The organism is Roseomonas sp. WA12 (assembly GCF_054165765.1).
The window spans coordinates 194,023-209,823 of record NZ_CM135108.1; the positions used below are offsets into that span (position 1 = coordinate 194,023).

General features: G+C 71.6%; 15 protein-coding genes and 1 riboswitch. Of the genes, 7 read left to right on the top strand and 8 right to left on the bottom strand.

Annotation, left to right across the window (positions count from 1 at the left end; translation table 11 throughout):
• Positions 1-36 precede the first annotated feature (36 nt).
• The 3 genes from metE to ACVBD7_RS00910 all read right to left on the bottom strand — a co-directional run bounded on the left by metE (position 37) and on the right by ACVBD7_RS00910 (position 4,009).
• Positions 37-2,364: a 5-methyltetrahydropteroyltriglutamate--homocysteine S-methyltransferase gene (gene metE, locus ACVBD7_RS00900; protein WP_458095640.1), complete on the bottom strand. Its 2,328-nt coding sequence runs from the start codon at positions 2,362-2,364 to the stop codon at positions 37-39.
• Positions 2,361-2,558, bottom strand: a complete 198-nt coding sequence (locus ACVBD7_RS00905; RefSeq protein ID WP_458095641.1) for a DUF1289 domain-containing protein — start codon at positions 2,556-2,558, stop codon at positions 2,361-2,363. Before ACVBD7_RS00905 ends, metE begins: the two co-directional genes overlap by 4 nt.
• A gap of 110 nt (positions 2,559-2,668) precedes the next feature.
• Positions 2,669-2,898, bottom strand: a riboswitch (cobalamin riboswitch).
• 31 nt (positions 2,899-2,929) lie between these two features.
• On the bottom strand, positions 2,930-4,009 hold the full coding sequence (locus tag ACVBD7_RS00910) for an AbrB family transcriptional regulator (protein ID WP_458095642.1): 1,080 nt from the start codon (positions 4,007-4,009) through the stop codon (positions 2,930-2,932).
• A gap of 143 nt (positions 4,010-4,152) precedes the next feature.
• On the opposite strand from ACVBD7_RS00910, the gene ACVBD7_RS00915 reads away from it, so the two are divergent.
• From ACVBD7_RS00915 to ACVBD7_RS00925, 3 genes are read left to right on the top strand one after another with little or no spacing between them, the layout of a single operon-like run.
• Entirely contained in the window at positions 4,153-5,487 is a 1,335-nt protein-coding gene (locus ACVBD7_RS00915) for a dihydroorotase (protein ID WP_458095643.1), read from the top strand.
• Positions 5,488-5,498: 11 nt separating this feature from the next.
• The gene (locus ACVBD7_RS00920; protein WP_458095644.1) at positions 5,499-6,341 is read left to right on the top strand and encodes an AraC family transcriptional regulator; all 843 of its coding nucleotides are present in this window, start codon (positions 5,499-5,501) and stop codon (positions 6,339-6,341) included.
• Positions 6,342-6,378: 37 nt separating this feature from the next.
• Positions 6,379-6,789 (top strand): DUF2000 family protein, encoded by a 411-nt coding sequence (locus ACVBD7_RS00925; protein ID WP_458095645.1) that lies wholly within the window; start codon positions 6,379-6,381, stop codon positions 6,787-6,789.
• 10 nt (positions 6,790-6,799) lie between these two features.
• Here the strand turns inward: ACVBD7_RS00925 and ACVBD7_RS00930 are convergent, their stop codons facing one another.
• The gene (locus ACVBD7_RS00930) at positions 6,800-7,147 is read right to left on the bottom strand and encodes a hypothetical protein (protein WP_458095646.1); all 348 of its coding nucleotides are present in this window, start codon (positions 7,145-7,147) and stop codon (positions 6,800-6,802) included.
• Between the two features lie 100 nt (positions 7,148-7,247).
• On the opposite strand from ACVBD7_RS00930, the gene ACVBD7_RS00935 reads away from it, so the two are divergent.
• From ACVBD7_RS00935 to der, 3 genes are all read left to right on the top strand, one after another.
• A complete protein-coding gene (locus ACVBD7_RS00935; protein ID WP_458095647.1) occupies positions 7,248-7,901 on the top strand; it encodes a tetratricopeptide repeat protein in 654 nt (217 codons plus the stop codon).
• A 16-nt stretch (positions 7,902-7,917) separates the two neighbouring features.
• On the top strand, positions 7,918-9,267 hold the full coding sequence (locus ACVBD7_RS00940; protein WP_458095648.1) for an outer membrane protein assembly factor BamB family protein: 1,350 nt from the start codon (positions 7,918-7,920) through the stop codon (positions 9,265-9,267).
• Between the two features lie 81 nt (positions 9,268-9,348).
• Entirely contained in the window at positions 9,349-10,701 is a 1,353-nt protein-coding gene (gene der / locus ACVBD7_RS00945; RefSeq protein ID WP_458095649.1) for a ribosome biogenesis GTPase Der, read from the top strand.
• 221 nt (positions 10,702-10,922) lie between these two features.
• On the opposite strand, the gene ACVBD7_RS00950 is transcribed toward der, so the two are convergent.
• The 4 genes from ACVBD7_RS00950 to radA form a co-directional block, all read right to left on the bottom strand.
• Positions 10,923-11,633 carry an SDR family NAD(P)-dependent oxidoreductase gene (locus ACVBD7_RS00950; RefSeq protein ID WP_458095650.1) on the bottom strand — a complete coding sequence of 237 codons (711 nt, stop codon included), beginning with the start codon at positions 11,631-11,633 and terminating at the stop codon, positions 10,923-10,925.
• Entirely contained in the window at positions 11,630-13,120 is a 1,491-nt protein-coding gene (purF, locus tag ACVBD7_RS00955) for an amidophosphoribosyltransferase (RefSeq protein WP_458095651.1), read from the bottom strand. Before purF ends, ACVBD7_RS00950 begins: the two co-directional genes overlap by 4 nt.
• 4 nt (positions 13,121-13,124) lie before the next feature.
• On the bottom strand, positions 13,125-13,691 hold the full coding sequence (locus ACVBD7_RS00960) for a CvpA family protein (protein WP_458095652.1): 567 nt from the start codon (positions 13,689-13,691) through the stop codon (positions 13,125-13,127).
• A 92-nt stretch (positions 13,692-13,783) separates the two neighbouring features.
• Positions 13,784-15,247: a DNA repair protein RadA gene (gene radA, locus ACVBD7_RS00965; RefSeq protein WP_458095653.1), complete on the bottom strand. Its 1,464-nt coding sequence runs from the start codon at positions 15,245-15,247 to the stop codon at positions 13,784-13,786.
• A 120-nt stretch (positions 15,248-15,367) separates the two neighbouring features.
• Here radA and ACVBD7_RS00970 point away from each other — a divergent pair, with 120 nt between their 5' ends.
• A complete protein-coding gene (locus ACVBD7_RS00970; RefSeq protein ID WP_458095654.1) occupies positions 15,368-15,766 on the top strand; it encodes an MAPEG family protein in 399 nt (132 codons plus the stop codon).
• Positions 15,767-15,801: the final 35 nt, after the last annotated feature.

Genomic DNA, 15,801 nt, shown 5'->3' on the forward strand with positions numbered 1-15,801 from the left:
AAGGGGTCTGGGGGGATATCTCCCCCCAGCCTTGCTTCACTCCGCCGCCTGCGCCCGCAGCCCGCGCGCCGCCGCCACCATATTCGCGATGGCCGGCCGAACCTCCGCCCAGCCGCGCGTCTTCAGCCCGCAATCCGGGTTCACCCACAGCCGTTCCGCGGGAATGCGCTGCGCTGCAACCTGCAGCAGGCCGCGCATCTCCTCGGCTTCGGGCACGCGCGGCGCATGGATGTCCCACACGCCCGGGCCGATCTCGTTCGGGTAGCTGAACACCGCGAAGGCCTCCAGCAGCTCCATGCGGGATCGTGCGGTCTCGATGGAGATGACATCGGCATCCATGTCCGCGATGGAGGCGATGATGTCGTTGAACTCCGAGTAGCACATGTGGGTGTGGATCTGCGTCGCGTCGCGCACCGCGGAAGCCGCGATGCGGAAGCACTCCACGGCATCCCCCAGGTAGCTCGCGCGGTCGGCTGCGCGCAGCGGCAGGCCCTCGCGGATGGCGGGCTCGTCGATCTGCACGGCGGCGATGCCGGCCGCTTCCAGATCGGCCACCTCGTCGCGCAGCGCGTAGGCAAGCTGGCGGCGCACGGTGGCGGCGGGCACGTCGTCCCGCACGAAGGCCCATTGCATCATGGTCACCGGGCCGGTGAGCATGCCCTTCATCGGGCGGCTGGTGAGGGATTGCGCATAGGCGCTCCAGCGCACCGTCATGGGCGTGAGGCGCGAGACGTCGCCGAAGATCACCGGCGGCTTCACGCAGCGCGAGCCGTAGGACTGCACCCAGCCGTTCTTCGTGAAGGCATAACCCTCCAGGAACTCGGCGAAGTGCTCGACCATGTCGTTCCGCTCGAACTCCCCATGGACGAGCATGTCGATGCCCGCCTCCTCCTGCCAGCGCACGGAGTTCGCGATTTGCGCGCGCAGATAGGCCTCGTACTCCTCCTGCGTCGTCTCGCCGCGCTTGCGGGCGGCGCGGGCAGCCCGCACTTCGGCGGTCTGCGGGAAGGAGCCGATGGTGGTGGTGGGGAAGGCGGGCAGGTTCAGCCGCTCGCGCTGCGCTACCTGGCGAGCGGAGTAGGGGGAGGCGCGGCGCGCATCCTCCGGCGTGCCGGCGGCGAGGCGCGCGGCAACGGCCGGGTCGTTCAGCCTGGCGGAGGCGCGGCGGGCGGCCTGGATCGCGTCGCTCTTGGCCAGCTCGGCCTCAATGGCAAGTGCGCCGTCCCGCAGGCCGCGCGCCAGGATCGCCACCTCGCCCAGCTTCTGCTTGGCGAAGGCCATCCAGCCCCGCAGCTCCGGGTCGAGCGCGGTCTCGCCATCCAGGTCGATCGGGCTGTGCAGCAGGGAGCAGGAGGGCGCCACCATCAGCGTCTCCGCGCGCCGCTCGCTTGCCGCCTCGCGCAGCAGCCCGAAGGCGGCGCGCAGGTCGGTGCGCCACACGTTGCGCCCGTTCACCAGACCGAGCGATAGCGCCATGCGCGGCGGCGCCTTGCCGATCGCGGTGGCGAGCTGCTCCGGCGCCCGCACCAGGTCGAGATGCAGCCCCTGCACGGGCAGCGCCAGCGCCAGTTCCAGATTGTCGCGCAGCCCGCCGAAATAGGTGGTGAGCATCACTGAGAGCGGCGCCGCGACGCCGGCCAGCGTGGCATAGGCGGTGGCGAAGGCCAGTCGCGTCTTGTCCTGCAGGTCGAGTACGAGGCAGGGCTCGTCGACCTGCACCCAGCGCGCGCCGGCGGCGGCTAGGCGCCTGAGCGTCTCGGCATAGACCGGAAGCAGCCCCGGCAGCAGATCGAGCGGATCGCCCTCTCCCTCCGCCATCTTGGACAGCAGCAGGAAGGAGACGGGGCCGAGCAGCACGGGGCGCGCGTTGAAGCCCGCCTGCTTCGCCGCCTCATAGGCCTCCACGGCGGGGAAGGCGGTGGGCGCGAATTCCTGCCCGCGGCGGAGGAGGGGGACGAGATAGTGGTAGTTCGTGTCGAACCACTTCGTCATCTCGAGCGCGGGCGCGCCCTTGGCAGTGTTGCCATGCGCGTGCCCGCACGCCTCAACCGTACCGCGCTCGCCGCGCGCGAGGGTGAAGTAGGTTTCGAGCGAGACCGGCCCGCCTTTCGCCCAGCCATAGCCATCGGGGATGGCACCCACGGCGCAGGCGGTGTCGAGCACATGGTCGTAGAGGGAGAAGTCGCCGACGGGCAGGCAGTCGATCCCGGCATCGCGTTGCAGGGTCCAGTGGCGCAGGCGCAGCGCCTCGGCCGTGGCGCGCAGATCCGACTCTGGCGTTTTACCCGCCCAGAAGGATTCGAGGGCGGTCTTCAACTCGCGCCGCAGGCCGATGCGGGGAAAGCCGAGATTCGTAGCAGTCATGTTTCGTCGTCCGTTCGGATGTGACGGCGCAGGGTGCAGCGCAGCAGGATGGCGCGCCGCTCCACGTCATCGGCGAGTGGCCAGGCGGCGATCTCGTCGAGGAGGCGAAAGCAGCCGCGGCACATCCCGTCCCCATCCAGCGCGCAGAGCCGCACGCAAGGAGAGGGAAGGGCGCCCACCGGGGCGTCCGTCATGGCAGGGGGTCAGCGGCGAAGGGTGGCCGGGGCCGAACGGGGTGGCGGGGGATCGCCCGGGGGGATGACGCGCATCGTTCTTCTCCACCGGACGCGCCCCGCGCCGGCTGAAAGAGGTTGATGCGCTGGCAGGTCTCCTGGCTCGCGGGTCACCACCGCACGCCCTGCCTTCCCGGGTTTCCCCAGTGGCCCCGCCCTGTCGGGGGCGGATGGACGCGCGGCTCGCCGCTGACAGTTGCGGGGGCAGCCGCCGACTTGGCCCTCACCCCGGGATGGGGGTCAGGCCGCACGGCGTTCCCTTTTCACCCGCTCGCGCGGGACCAACGCGTCATAAGGATATCTTTAAGTCTCTTATGTGCGCAAGCGGCGTCTTACTCCGGCTTGGTCTCCGGGGCAGCGGGTCGCAACGTCCGCGCCAGCGCCCGGGCGAGAGGCGGCCCGAGCAGCACCACGGCCACCAGCCGCATCGTCTGCAGGGCCATGACGAAGGACATGTCCGCCTGGCTCGCGGCGCCAATCACCGCCACGGAATCCATGCCCCCCGGGCTCATTGCGAGATAGGCCGTCAGCGGATCGAGCCCGAGAAGCCAGACCAGCCCCAACGACATCAGCCCGCACAGCCCCATCAGCACGAAGATGGAGACAAGGATCACCGGCAGGGCCGAGGCGGCGCGGGCCAGCACCTGCCGCGTGAAGCCGAGCCCGATGCTGCAGCCGATCGCGCCATAGACAAGCGCCATCAAGGTTGGCGGCAGTTGCAGCTCGATCAGCCCGGCCGAGTGCAGCGTGGCGCCCAGGACCATCGGCACCAGCATCGCCCCGGCCGGGATCCGCAGGCGCCGCCCCAGCCAGGCACCGGCGGCGGCCAGGGCCACGGCAGAGGCGAAGGCCAGGGGCTGGAGGGGCGGGAACCAGGGCGCGGGAAGGACTGGCGCGGCGGGCGCCATGAAATGCGAGACCAGCGCCGCCGCTCCCGCCACGAGTACCACGCGGAGGTACTGCATCAGCGCCACGATCCGGGCATCCGCCCCGAAGTCCTCGGCCATGACCACCATGGCCGAGGCGCCGCCGGGCGCGGTGCCCCAGATGGCCGTGGTGCCGGGCAGCACCCCCATCCGGCTCATCAGCCAGCCCAGCAGGTTGCTGGCCGCCAGGGTGGAGAGGACGGCGCCGAGGATGAGAGGCCAGTCGTCGAGGAAGGTGTGCAGGATCCCCGGCGTCACCACGGTGGCAATCAGGCAGCCCACCAGCGCCTGGGCCACGACGTAGATCCCGCGCGGCAGCCGCACCGCCAGCCCGCCGAGGCTGAGCAGGACGCTGGCCGCCATCGGGCCGAGAAGCTGAGAGGCGGGGATGCCCAGCAGCCGGAACACCGCCGTGAACAGGACCGCGAAGCCGGCGAGCAGGAGCCACTGTGCCGGTGCCGGCAGCCGCGCGAGGTCGGACGGCATGCCGGGGCCTCCTTTCCAGGAATTCGCAGGGGAGTGCGCCGCAGCAGGATAGCGATGGGGGAGGGGAGGTCCAGCCGGGCCCCTCCCGCACCCTCGCCGCCTGGGTTATCACCGCGGCCTCCATCGAGACCTAGGGCGACGACATGGCGAGCTACGACCTGATCCTGCGCGGCGGCACGCTCGTGCTGCCCTGGGGCGAGAGGGCGGCGGACGTGGCCGTCCGCAATGGCCGCATCGCCACCATTGGCGACCTGCGCACGGCCGAAGCGGCCGAGGTGATCGGCTGCGCCGGCCTGCATGTGCTGCCCGGGCTGATCGACCCGCATGTGCATCTGCGCGACCCCGGCGCCCCGAATGTCGAGACCATGGCCACCGGCACCAAGGGCGCGGTGCTCGGCGGCCTGACGGCGGTGTTCGACATGCCCAACACCCAGCCCTCCATCACCTCGGCGGAGAAGCTGGATTGGAAGCGCGGCCACATCCACGAGACTGCCTACTGCGATGTCGGCATGTATGTCGGGGGTGCCCGCAGCAACGTGGCGGAGCTGGGCACGCTGGAGCGCGAGCCGAATGTCTGCGCCATCAAGGTCTTCGCGGGATCTTCGACCGGCGACCTGATGATCGAGGATGACGAGACGCTGGAGCGCGTGATGCGCGGCGGCACCCGCCGCATCGCCTACCACTCCGAGGACGAGTACCGGCTGCAGGGGCGGAAGCCGATGTTCGCGGCCGGTGGGCCGCACAAGCTGCACGCGGAATGGCGCGACGTGGAGGCCGCCTTCCTGGGCACGCGCCGCCTGATGGCGCTCGCCCGCAAGACGAACCGCCCCGCCCACATCCTCCACGTCTCCACCGCGGAGGAGCTGGAATACATGAAGGAGTTCCGCGATGTCGGCACGGTAGAGGTGCTGCTGAACCACCTCACCCAATGGGCGCCGGATGCCTATGACGCGCTCGGCGGCTATGCGGTGATGAACCCGCCCATCCGCGACAAGCGCCACTACGACGCCGCCTGGGCTGCGGTGGCGGATGGCACGGTGGACACGGTGGGCAGCGACCATGCGCCGCATTCCAAGGAGGCCAAGGAACGCCCCTGGCCCGCCACCGCTGCCGGCCTCACCGGCGTGCAGACCATCGTGCCGCTGATGCTGAACCACGTCTCGGCCGGGCGCCTGTCGCTCTCCCGCCTGGCGGAGCTGATGGCGGCGGGGCCAGCGCGGGTCTATGGCGCGATTGCCAAGGGCCGGATCGCCGCCGGCTACGATGCCGACTTCACCCTGGTGGATATGGGCAAGTCCCGCACCATCGAGGCCGACTGGCTCGTCTCCCCCTGCGGCTGGAGCCCCTTCATCGGCGCCACCTGCCAAGGATGGCCCGTGATGACCGTGATCCGCGGCCAGGCCGTGATGCGGGAGGACGAGGTGCTCGGCGCGCCCGCCGGCGAGCCCGTGCGCTTCGACGGCACGCGGGCGGGGTAGGGTCCCCCACCTTGCCGGCCCCGCCCGACGAGGTGCGCCTGGTGCATGACGGCGCGAGCGGCGTCGAGGCGATCCGAGCCCGCTTCGCCGCTCATGCCTACGACCTGCACCGGCATGACGAGTGGCTTGTCGGCGTTACGGACCGTGGCGTGCAGGACTTCCTCTGCCGCGGCGCTCGCCGGCGCAGCACCGCCGGCCGGGTGATCCTGATCGAGCCGCAGGAGGCGCATGACGGGCAGGCCGGCGCCGAGGGCGGCTTCGCCTATCACATGCTCTATCTGCCGCGCCCGTGGCTGCGGGCCGGGCTGGGTGGCGCGACGAGCGATCCGGGCTTCGCAGCCAGCCTCTGCGACGACCCGCCGCTCGGCGCGGCCATCCGTGCCGCCTGCATCGCCCTGGCCCGCCCGACAGAGCGGCTGGCGTGGGATGCGGCGCTGGACACGGTGCTGGATCGGCTGCGCCCGCATCTCGGGCGACCGAGGCGCGCCATACCGGCCCGGGGCGATGCCCGTGTGGCAAGGCGGGCGCGGGAGCGGCTGCACGACGACATGGCGGCCGATCCCGGCGCCGACGCCCTCGCCCGTGCGGCGGGCGCGGCGGACCGGTTCCAGCTCGCCCGCGCCTTCCGAGCAGCCTACGGCACTTCCCCGCACGCCTATCTCGTGCAGATCCGCCTGCTGCGCGCCCGCACCCTGCTGGCGGCCGGGGAACGTCCGGCAGCGGTGGCGGTGGAATGCGGCTTCGCGGACCAGAGCCATCTCGGCCGCCGCTTCCGCCGGGCCTATGGGCTGGCGCCGGCCGCCTACCGCGCGCTGTGCACGGATGTTCCAGACCGGGCCGCCGCCCGCGCCTGAGATGCCCGCCGGACGACGCGGCGAGTGGGGCGGGATCATGGTGTTCGATACGAAGGTGGCCATCCTGGTGCTGGATGACCTGGCGGTCTGGCAGAAGCTGAACGTGACGGCCTTCCTGGCTACCGGTATCGCGGGCGCGGCACCCGAGGCGATGGGCGAGCCCTATGAGGACGCGGCGGGCCGCCTCCATGCCCGGCTGCTTGGCCAGCCCATGCTGGTCTTCGCCGCCGGGCCGGAAACCTTGCAGCGTGCCTGGCGAATGGGGATCGAGCGCGGCCTGACCCGGGCCGCCTATGTCCGCGCCATGTTCTCCACCGGGCATGACGCGGCGAACCGGGAGGCGTTCCGGGCGGAGAATGCCGAGGCGCCCGATCTGGTGGGCCTGGTCCTGCGCGGCCCGAAGAAGGACGTGGACAAGGCGACCAAGGGTGCCTCTCTGCATCCTTGAGGCCTGACCCCTAGAGCAGCCGCTCCGGCCAGGGCGGTACCGGCGTACCAGGGCGGTACTGCCCGACATCCCGCGGCGGCGGGTTGCCCGGAACCGGCCCTGTCCAGCAATCCACCCGGCCCAGGCTGCGGGTGCAGTAGGGCTGCTCCACCGGCTCGGGCACCGCCCGGCAGTAGCGTTCCCCGCCATCCAGATAGGCGATCGAGCAGTCCCGCCCCGTCACCCCGGAATAGACGAGGTCGGGCACCGCCCGCCCCGTAAGCATCAGCGACACCCCGTTCACGGCCACCAGCGGCCCCGCCGCCTCACAGCCTGCGAGCGCCAGGAGGAACGGGACGAGGAGGGCATGGCGGCGCATCCCCTCATCAAACGCGCCCCGGGCTTAACGCCCCGTGACGGTCCCGCTATACCCCCGCCCTTATTGCCCATCCCGGCGGCCCAGGGGGGAAGGAACCCGCTTGCCCGATATCTTCGACGAGGTGCAGGAGGATCTGCGCGCCGAGCGCGCCCGGCAGCTCGGGATGCGTTATGGCGGGGCCCTGGCCGCGCTCGCGCTCATCGCAATCCTCGGCGTCGCCGGCTGGCAGGGCTGGCGCTGGTACGAGACCCGCGAGGCCGAATCGGCCGCCAATGCCTTCCTGGTGGTCCATCGCGAGACCGAGCTGCAGGGCGCCGACCTCAAGGCCTCCGCCGCGCGGTTCGACGACATCGCCAGCCGCGCCCCGGATGGCTACCGCATCCTCGCCCGCCTCCGCGCCGCCGCCCTGAAGTCCGAAACGGGCGACCTGCCCGGCGCGCTGGCCGAATGGGATGCCGTGGCGAATGACCGCGCGGCCGATCCGCTCTACCGCGAGCTGGCCACCCTCAACTGGGTGCTGCACGGGCTGGACAGCCAGGACCCGGCGGCGCTGGCCGGCCGCATCGCGCCCCTGGCCGGCGAGGGCAGCCCCTGGCGGGCCTCCGCCCGTGAGCTGCAGGCGCTGGTGGCCATTCGCCAGGGCAACACCGCCGAGGCGCGGCGGACGCTGGAGGGGTTGATCGCCGACCAGGCCGCGCCCCAGGCTCTTCGAGACCGCGCCACCCGCGTGCTCGCGCAGCTTCCGAATGCTTGAGAGGACCCGCGACGCGATGACGAATCCCTCCCGCCGCCGTGCCCTTCTTCTGGGTGGCGCCGCCCTGGCCCTGGCCGGTTGCGAGACGATCGACGGCATCTTCGGCGAGAGCAAGACGCCCCTGCCGGGCGAGCGCCTGCCGGTGATTCAGGCCGATCGCCGGGTGGAGATCGACCCCGCCCTCGCCGGCCGCCCCGTCACCCTGCCCGCGCCCACCGCCCTGGCCGACTGGCCGCAGGCCGGCGGCAACCTGGCCCATGATCCCGGCCATGCTTCGGCCGGCGAGGGGCTGCGCGAGGCCTGGCGTGCGAGCATCGGCACCGGCTCCTCCTATCGCCGCCGCATCACCGCGGGCCCGATCCTGGCGAACGGCACCGTTTTCACCACCGATGCCTTCGGCACCGTCTCGGCCTTCGATGCCAATACCGGCGGCCGCCGCTGGACCCGCGAAACGACGCCGGAGAAGGACGATGTGGGCGCGATCGGCGCCGGCCTCGCCTTCGCGGACGGCGTTCTCTATGCCGCCACCGGCATGGCCGAGGTGCTGGCAATGGACCCCGGCACGGGCGAGATCCGCTGGCGCGCCTCCGTCCCGGCGCCCACGCGGGGCGGCATAACCGTCTCCGCCGGGCGCATCTTCGTCCCCACCGTCGAGAACCAGCTCCTCGCACTGTCCACCGAGGACGGGCGTCGCCTCTGGATCTATCGCGGCAGTCCGGTCTCGGCCGTGCCGCTGGGCCTGCCCGCCCCGGCCATCGAGGGCGAGACGGTGGTGGCCGGTTTCCCCTCGGGCGAGCTGGCCGCCCTCCGCGTGACCGATGGCCGGGTGGTCTGGACCGAGAGCCTCTCCTCCGGTGGCCAGGCGGCCCGCCGCGGCGGCTTGGCCGAGCTCGCGGGCGTCGCCGGGCTGCCGGTGATCACCGAAGGCCGCGTGGTCGCGGTCGGCCAGGCCGGCACCGCGCTGATGGTCGATCTCCGCTCCGGCCGCCGGCTGTGGGAGCGCGATGTAGGCAGCGCCCGCTCCCCGGCCGTGGCAGGGGATTGGATTTTCGCGGTCACGCCCGAGAACCAGCTCGTCGCCATGGGCCGTGCCGATGGCCGGGTGCGCTGGCTCACCGCGCTGGACGAGCGCTCCGCGCGCGACCGCCGGCGCAACCCCGTCAGCTTCGGCGGCCCTCTCGTCGTGGGCGGGCGGATCATGGTGCCCTCCTCGCTCGGGGAGGCCGTGCTAGTCGATCCGGCCGAGGGCGGGATCGCCTCCCGCATCCGCCTGCCGGGCGGCGTCACCCTGCCCGCGATCGCGGTGGCCGGGACAGTCTATCTCGTCACCGACGACGGCACGCTGGTGGCGCTGCGCGGCGCCTGAGCCGGCGCGGCGGGCCGCCCCGCCACGCCGCCCGCCACCGATTCACTTGACCCGGCGGCACGGGGGGTGCTCTTGCCCCCCATGCTTCCCCGTATCGCCGTGATGGGCCGCCCCAATGTGGGCAAGTCCACCCTCTTCAACCGCCTGGCCGGGCGCCGTATCGCCATCGTGGACGACACGCCCGGCGTGACCCGCGACCGCAAGGAAACCGTCGCCCGCATCGCCGGGCGCGACGTTCTGCTGGTGGACACCGCCGGCCTCGAGGAGGCGTCGCCCGACACCATCCCCGGCCGCATGCGCGCCAGCTCCGAGGCCGCGCTGCGCACCGCCGACCTCATCCTGTTCGTGGTGGATGTCCGCACCGGGCTGACCGCTTCCGACCGCGCCTTCGCTCAGTGGCTGCGCCGGCAGAGCAAGCCCGTGCTGCTGCTGGCGAACAAGGCCGAGGGCCGGGAGGGCTCCGCCCGCGCGCTGGAGGCCTATGAACTCGGCCTGGGCGCCCCCCTTCTCGTCTCGGGTGAGCACGGCGACGGCATGGGCGAGCTGCATGACGAGATTCGCGACGCGCTGCCCCCCGAGCCTCCGGAAGAGGGCGAGGAGGTCGCGGACGACAAGCGCCCGCTGCGCCTGGCCATTGTCGGCCGCCCGAATGCCGGCAAGTCCACCCTGCTGAACGCCCTGCTGGGCGAGGAGCGGATGATCACCGGCCCTGAGCCCGGTCTGACCCGCGATTCGGTGGCCGTGCAGTGGACGGACGAGACGGGCCGGCCCGTGCGGCTGGTGGACACGGCCGGCCTGCGCCGCCGCGCCAAGATCACCCAGGCGCTCGAGCAGATGTCCACAGCCGCCACGATCGCGGCGCTGAAGGAATGCGAGATCGCGGTGCTGGTGGTGGATGCCGTGCAGGGCATGGACGAGCAGGACCTGCGCATCGCCCGCCTAGCGGAGCGCGAGGGCCGCGCCATCGTCCTCGCCTTCAACAAGTGGGACGCGGTGGAGGACCGCAACGCCGCCCGTCGCAAGGTGGAGGACGTGCTGCTCGCCTCCCTCGCTCAGCTGAAGGGCATCCTCGTCGTCCCGCTCTCGGCCGCCACGGGTCAAGGGGTGGAGAAGCTGATGCCCACCGTGCGCGAGGCCTATGAGACCTGGAACCGCCGCATTCCCACCGGTGCGCTGAACCGCTGGTTCGAGAAGGCGCTGGAGCGCCACGCGCCGCCTCTCGTCGCGGGCAAGCGGCTGAAGCTGCGCTACGTCACCATGCCCAAGGCGCGGCCGCCGACCCTGGCCGTGTTCGGCACGCGGGCGGAGATGATGCCGGAGGACTACCGGCGCTACCTCGTGAACTCCTTCCGCGACGCCTTCGACATGCCGGGCGTGCCGATCCGGCTGAATCTGCGGGGGACCGAGAATCCCTTCGCGGAGGATGAGGGCTAAGGCCTTCCTGTTAGCGGCGGGCGGCTCGCGCGGCACTCAGGGGGCTAGCCACCTGCACCCCATCGGGGACCCGAGGGGTCTCCGGACACCAGCGGCATGGCTGCCGCGGATACGGTGATTGCAGGCAGTACTGTGTGGCGCCGTGACCCACCGCAGCTTCGCGAGATGCGGCGTGGTCGGTTTTCAGCCGTGGCGTGCCCGGCGCACGAATGTGAGGCCGGTCAGGCGGCCCGCACGACCTCGCCGCTGCGTGCCTCGTCCGGCAGGCAGAGGGCGGCAATGCGGGGCGCCACATCGGCCGGGCGGGCGATGCTGGCGGGGTCCTCGCCCGGCATGGCTTTGGCACGGAGGCCTGTCGCCACCGGGCCGGGATCGTACAGGTTCACCCGCAGCGGCGTGGCCTCCACCTCGGCGGCCCAGGTGCCGACGAGATGCTCGAGCCCCGCCTTGCTGGCCCCGTAGGCGCCCCAATAGGGCTTCGGCGCGCCCGCACGGTCGGTGGTGAGGATCACGGCCCGCCCGGCGTCGGACGCGCGTAGCGGCGGGTCCAGCGTGCGGATTAGGCGCCAGGCAGCGGTCATGTTCACCGCGACCACCTCGGCCCAATCCTTCGGCGTGATGTGGGCCACGGGGGTGAGAGTGCCCAGCACACCGGCGGCATGCACTAGGATGTCCAGGCGCCCGAAGCGCTCGTAGATCGAGGGGCCGAGCGGGTCGAGCTTGTCGGCGTCCTTCTGCAGGTCGAAGGGCAGGAGGGTGGCGCTGCCGCCGAGCGCGCGGATGGCGTCGTCGGTCTCCTCCAGCCCGCCCTGGCTGCGCGCCGTCAGCACGCAATGCGCGCCGAGGCGGGCGAGCTCGATGGCCGTCGCCGCGCCGATGCCGCGCGAGGCCCCGGTGACGAGGGCGACGCGCCCCGCGAGCGGCCCGCTCATACGCCGTTCAGCGCCAGCAGCGCGGGCGTGCGCTCGGGATGGCCGGTGAGGTCGGTCAGCGGGATCGCGTAGTCGCCGGTGAAGCAGGCGTCGCAGTAGCCCGGGTCCTTCGCGTCCCGGCCCTTGCGGCCGAGAGCACGGTACAGCCCGTCCAGCGAGATGAAGGCGAGGCTGTCGGCGCCGATGATGCGCGCCATCTCCTCCACGTCGTGGTTGGCGGCCAGCAGCTTGTCCCGCTCGGGCGTGTCGATGCCGTAGAAGCAGGAATGGGTCGTCGGCGGCGAGGAGATGCGCATATGCACCTCCGCCGCGCCGGCTTGGCGGACCATCTCGACGATCTTCTTCGAGGTGGTGCCGCGAACGATGGAATCGTCCACCAGGATCACCCGCTTGCCCTCGAGCACGGCCCGGTTGGCCGAGTGCTTCAGCTTCACACCGAGATGGCGGATCGTGTCCGTCGGCTCGATGAAGGTACGGCCGACATAGTGGTTGCGGATGATACCCAGCTCGAAGGGAATACCGGCCTCGGCGGCATAGCCCATGGCGGAGGGAACGCCGGAATCCGGCACCGGAACCACCACATCGGCATCCACGCCGCTTTCCAGCGCCAGCTCCCGGCCGATCCCCTTGCGCGCCTCGTAGACCGGCGTGCCCTCGACCACGGAATCGGGCCGGGCGAAGTAGATGTACTCGAAGATGCAGAAGCGGCTGGCGGTGTTGGCGAAGGGCTTCACGCTGCGCACGCCGTCATCGTCGATGAGGACGATTTCGCCCGGTTCCACGTCGCGCACGAAGTCGGCGCCGACGATGTCGAGCGCGCAGGTCTCGCTGGCCAGCACCCAGGCATTGTTCTGGTCCGGTCCGAGGCGGCCGAGCACCAGCGGGCGCACGCCCAGCGGGTCCCGCACGCCCATCAGCGCACCGTCATGCAGCGCGACGAGGGAGTAGGCGCCGTCCACCTGCTTCAACGCGTCGATCAACCGGTCGAGCACGGTGGCGTAGAGCGAGATGGCGATGAGGTGGACGAACACCTCGGAATCCGTGGAGGACTGGAACAGGCAGCCGCGGCGGACGAGCTGGCGGCGGAGTGCCAGTGCATTGGTCAGGTTGCCGTTATGGGCGACGGCGAAGCCGCCGAAGGCGAAGTCCGCATAAAGCGGCTGGACGTTGCGAAGCGCCGTCTCGCCGGCGGTGGCGTAGCGGTTGTGGCCCACCGCCGCGCGGCCGGGCAGGCTGGCCATCACTCGCGCATCGCCGAAGATGTCGCCCACGAGCCCGAGGCCCTTATGGCTGCGGAACCCCTTCTCGCCGAGGGAGACGATGCCGGACGCCTCCTGCCCCCGGTGCTGCAGGGCGTGCAGGCCCAGCGCCGTGAGGGCCGCCGCGTCCGGGGAGTTCCAGACACCGAAGACGCCGCATTCCTCATGGAAGGCATCGTCTGCGTCGTCGGTGGCGGCAGCGAACGGGTGGGTCGTCATCTCGGTCATGGGGTCAGATCCGGTTGCGCGCAGGGGGCCGCAACAGTTCCTCGGCGGTGGGCGCCCGGCCGGTCGGCGGGTCGGGCAGGCGGGGTCGGTAGGCGGCGGGAAGCTGGTCGTTCAGCCAAGCGGCGCCATCGGCGATGACGGGGAGGAAGCGCGCCCCGCGGACAGGGGCGGGCCAGAGATCCGTGTTCGGAACGAAGGCGCCAGCCGCGATATAGGCAACCAGGATCACCACAAAACCCCGCCCGAGGCCGAAGACGATGCCCAGCGCCCGGTCCACGCCCCCCAGCACGGAGTTCCGTACGCCGTTCGCCAGAAAGGCGATCAGGATCTTCAGAATGATGAGGGTGACGACGAAGACGGCCGCGAGCGCCGCGACATCCGCCATCCAGGCCTGGTTCTCGGGCACCATCCCGATGAACAGGCCGCGCGTGCCGTCCAGCATGTAGAAGGCGAAGAGAATGGCGCCGACCCACGCGCCCACGCCCAGGACCTCCCGGACGAGGCCGCGCATGTAGCCGATGATGCCGGAGACGGCGATCACGGCGAGGAAGACGGCATCAACCCAGGTCATTGCGGCGGGATATAGCGATGCGGTGGCGCGGCGTCACCCGGAAGCCGCCCCGGCGGCTGCGGGGGAGGCATGTTGCGCGCCCATGGGGTGGTTCAGTCCGCCTCGGCCGCCTCCGGCCTGGCCTTCTCCCTCTCACTGTCCTTCGGGGCCTTGTCCCTCGCGGGCTTCCTGGCTGCGCCGGCTGCCGCGAAGGGAGCCACGAGATCGGCGAGATGCCCGGTTTCCGTCAGGCGCAGCCCATCCGGGGCCGAGAGCGCCCGGCCGCCGCGGGCCACGCGCCGGGGCAGGGTGGCGGCCGCAAATCCGAGCTTGGCAGCCTCCCGCAGGCGCAGTTCGGTCTGTGCGACCTGGCGGATCTCGCCGGACAGGCCGACCTCGCCGAAAAAAACTGCGTCGGGCGGGCAGGAGCGATCGGTGGCGGCGCTGACCAGGGCGGCGGCGACGGCCAGATCCGCCGCCGGCTCGTTGATCCGCAGCCCGCCCGCCACGTTTAGGTACACGTCGTTCTGCCCGAGGCTCATCCGGCAGCGGCTCTCCAGCACGGCCAGCAGCATCGAGAGCCGCCCCGAGTCCCACCCCACCACCTGCCGCCGGGGGCTGCCGCCCGTGGCGGGGGAGAGCAGGGCCTGGATCTCCACCAATACCGGCCGCGTCCCCTCCAGCCCCGCGAAGACGGCGGAGCCGGAGATGTTGCCGCGCCGCTCGGCCAGGAACAGGGCGGAGGGGTTGGGGACCTCGGCCAGGCCCTGTTCGGTCATCTCGAAGACGCCGATCTCGTCGGTGGCGCCGAAGCGGTTCTTGGTGGCGCGCAGGATGCGGAACTGATGCCCGCGATCCCCTTCGAAATAGAGGGTGGCGTCCACCATGTGCTCGAGCACGCGGGGGCCGGCGAGCGTCCCCTCCTTCGTGACGTGGCCCACCAGCACGAGAGCGAAGCCGCGCGCCTTGGCCAGCCGGCCGAGCTCCGCCGCGCAGGCGCGGACCTGGGAGACGGTGCCGGGAGCTGAATCAAGGCTGTCCAGCCAAACGGTCTGGATCGAGTCCATGATGACCAGCCCGACATCCCGCTCCTGTTCCAGGCTCGCCAGGATGTCCCGCAGTGAGGAGGCGGCGGCCAATCCGAGTGGAGAATTGGCGACGCCCAGGCGAAGGGCGCGCAGCCGCACCTGCTCGATCGCCTCCTCGCCCGAGATGTAGAGGGTGCGCTTGCCGGCATCTGCCACCCGGGCCGCGGCCTGCAGCAGGATGGTGGACTTGCCGATGCCGGGATCGCCGCCGACCAGCACCACCGAGCCCGGGACGAAGCCGCCGCCCAGCACTCGGTCCAGTTCCGCCATACCGGTGCGGGTGCGGGGAGGGGGGGCGGAATGGCCCTTGAGAGGAACGAACTCGACCTTCCGGCCGCCAATGGCCGTCTTGGCCGGGCCGGGGACGCGGGCCTCCACCACCTCCTCGGCCAGGGTGTTCCATTCGCCGCAGCCCTCGCACTTGCCCTGCCATTTCGGGTGGACGGTGCCGCAGGACTGGCAAACGAAGCGGTGGGTGGCTTTGGCCAAGGGATGCCCGATCAGGAACGAAACGTGGACATCTGGATGTAGCGCGGCGGGGGCCGGCTTAGAAGAGGTGCACTCAGGACGTGCAGCGGCGTTGTGCCAGCGACACGGAAAGGATTGCCCATGACCCCCGAACTGCGCTGGCTCGCCTGGAGCGTCCTTCTCGGCCTCGTTCAGATCATGCTCGCAGCCGGCGCCACCTCGGTGCAGCGCCCGAACGGGCTGCAATGGTCCGCCGGCGCGCGGGACGAGCCGCAGCCACCGCCCACCGGCGTGGCGGGCCGGCTGACCCGCGCGCGGGACAACTTCCTGGAGACCTTCCCTCTCTTCGCCGCCGCCGTGCTGGCCGCGCATCTGGCCGGGCGGAACGGCGAGCTGACCGGCTGGGGCGCGCTGATCTATTTCTGGGCGCGGGTGGTCTATGTGCCGCTCTATGCCGCGGGCGTGCCGTATCTGCGCTCGGTGGTGTGGGGCGCGGCGATGGTGGGGTTGGTGATGGTCTGGCTGTCGCTGCTCGGTTAGGGGTGGCGCGCTTGTTGCTCCGGGGAGGGCGCGCC

Bases quoted from the DNA above. Each gene is read 5' to 3' on its own strand.
- metE (WP_458095640.1), bottom strand. From the start codon at position 2,364: ATGACTGCTACGAATCTCGGCTTTCCCCGCATCGGCCTGCGGCGCGAG.
- ACVBD7_RS00905 (WP_458095641.1), bottom strand. From the start codon at position 2,558: ATGACGGACGCCCCGGTGGGCGCCCTTCCCTCTCCTTGCGTGCGGCTC.
- ACVBD7_RS00910 (WP_458095642.1), bottom strand. From the start codon at position 4,009: ATGCCGTCCGACCTCGCGCGGCTGCCGGCACCGGCACAGTGGCTCCTG.
- ACVBD7_RS00915 (WP_458095643.1), top strand. From the start codon at position 4,153: ATGGCGAGCTACGACCTGATCCTGCGCGGCGGCACGCTCGTGCTGCCC.
- ACVBD7_RS00925 (WP_458095645.1), top strand. From the start codon at position 6,379: ATGGTGTTCGATACGAAGGTGGCCATCCTGGTGCTGGATGACCTGGCG.
- ACVBD7_RS00930 (WP_458095646.1), bottom strand. From the start codon at position 7,147: ATGCGCCGCCATGCCCTCCTCGTCCCGTTCCTCCTGGCGCTCGCAGGC.
- ACVBD7_RS00940 (WP_458095648.1), top strand. From the start codon at position 7,918: ATGACGAATCCCTCCCGCCGCCGTGCCCTTCTTCTGGGTGGCGCCGCC.
- der (WP_458095649.1), top strand. From the start codon at position 9,349: ATGCTTCCCCGTATCGCCGTGATGGGCCGCCCCAATGTGGGCAAGTCC.
- ACVBD7_RS00950 (WP_458095650.1), bottom strand. From the start codon at position 11,633: ATGAGCGGGCCGCTCGCGGGGCGCGTCGCCCTCGTCACCGGGGCCTCG.
- purF (WP_458095651.1), bottom strand. From the start codon at position 13,120: ATGACCGAGATGACGACCCACCCGTTCGCTGCCGCCACCGACGACGCA.
- ACVBD7_RS00960 (WP_458095652.1), bottom strand. From the start codon at position 13,691: ATGACCTGGGTTGATGCCGTCTTCCTCGCCGTGATCGCCGTCTCCGGC.
- ACVBD7_RS00970 (WP_458095654.1), top strand. From the start codon at position 15,368: ATGACCCCCGAACTGCGCTGGCTCGCCTGGAGCGTCCTTCTCGGCCTC.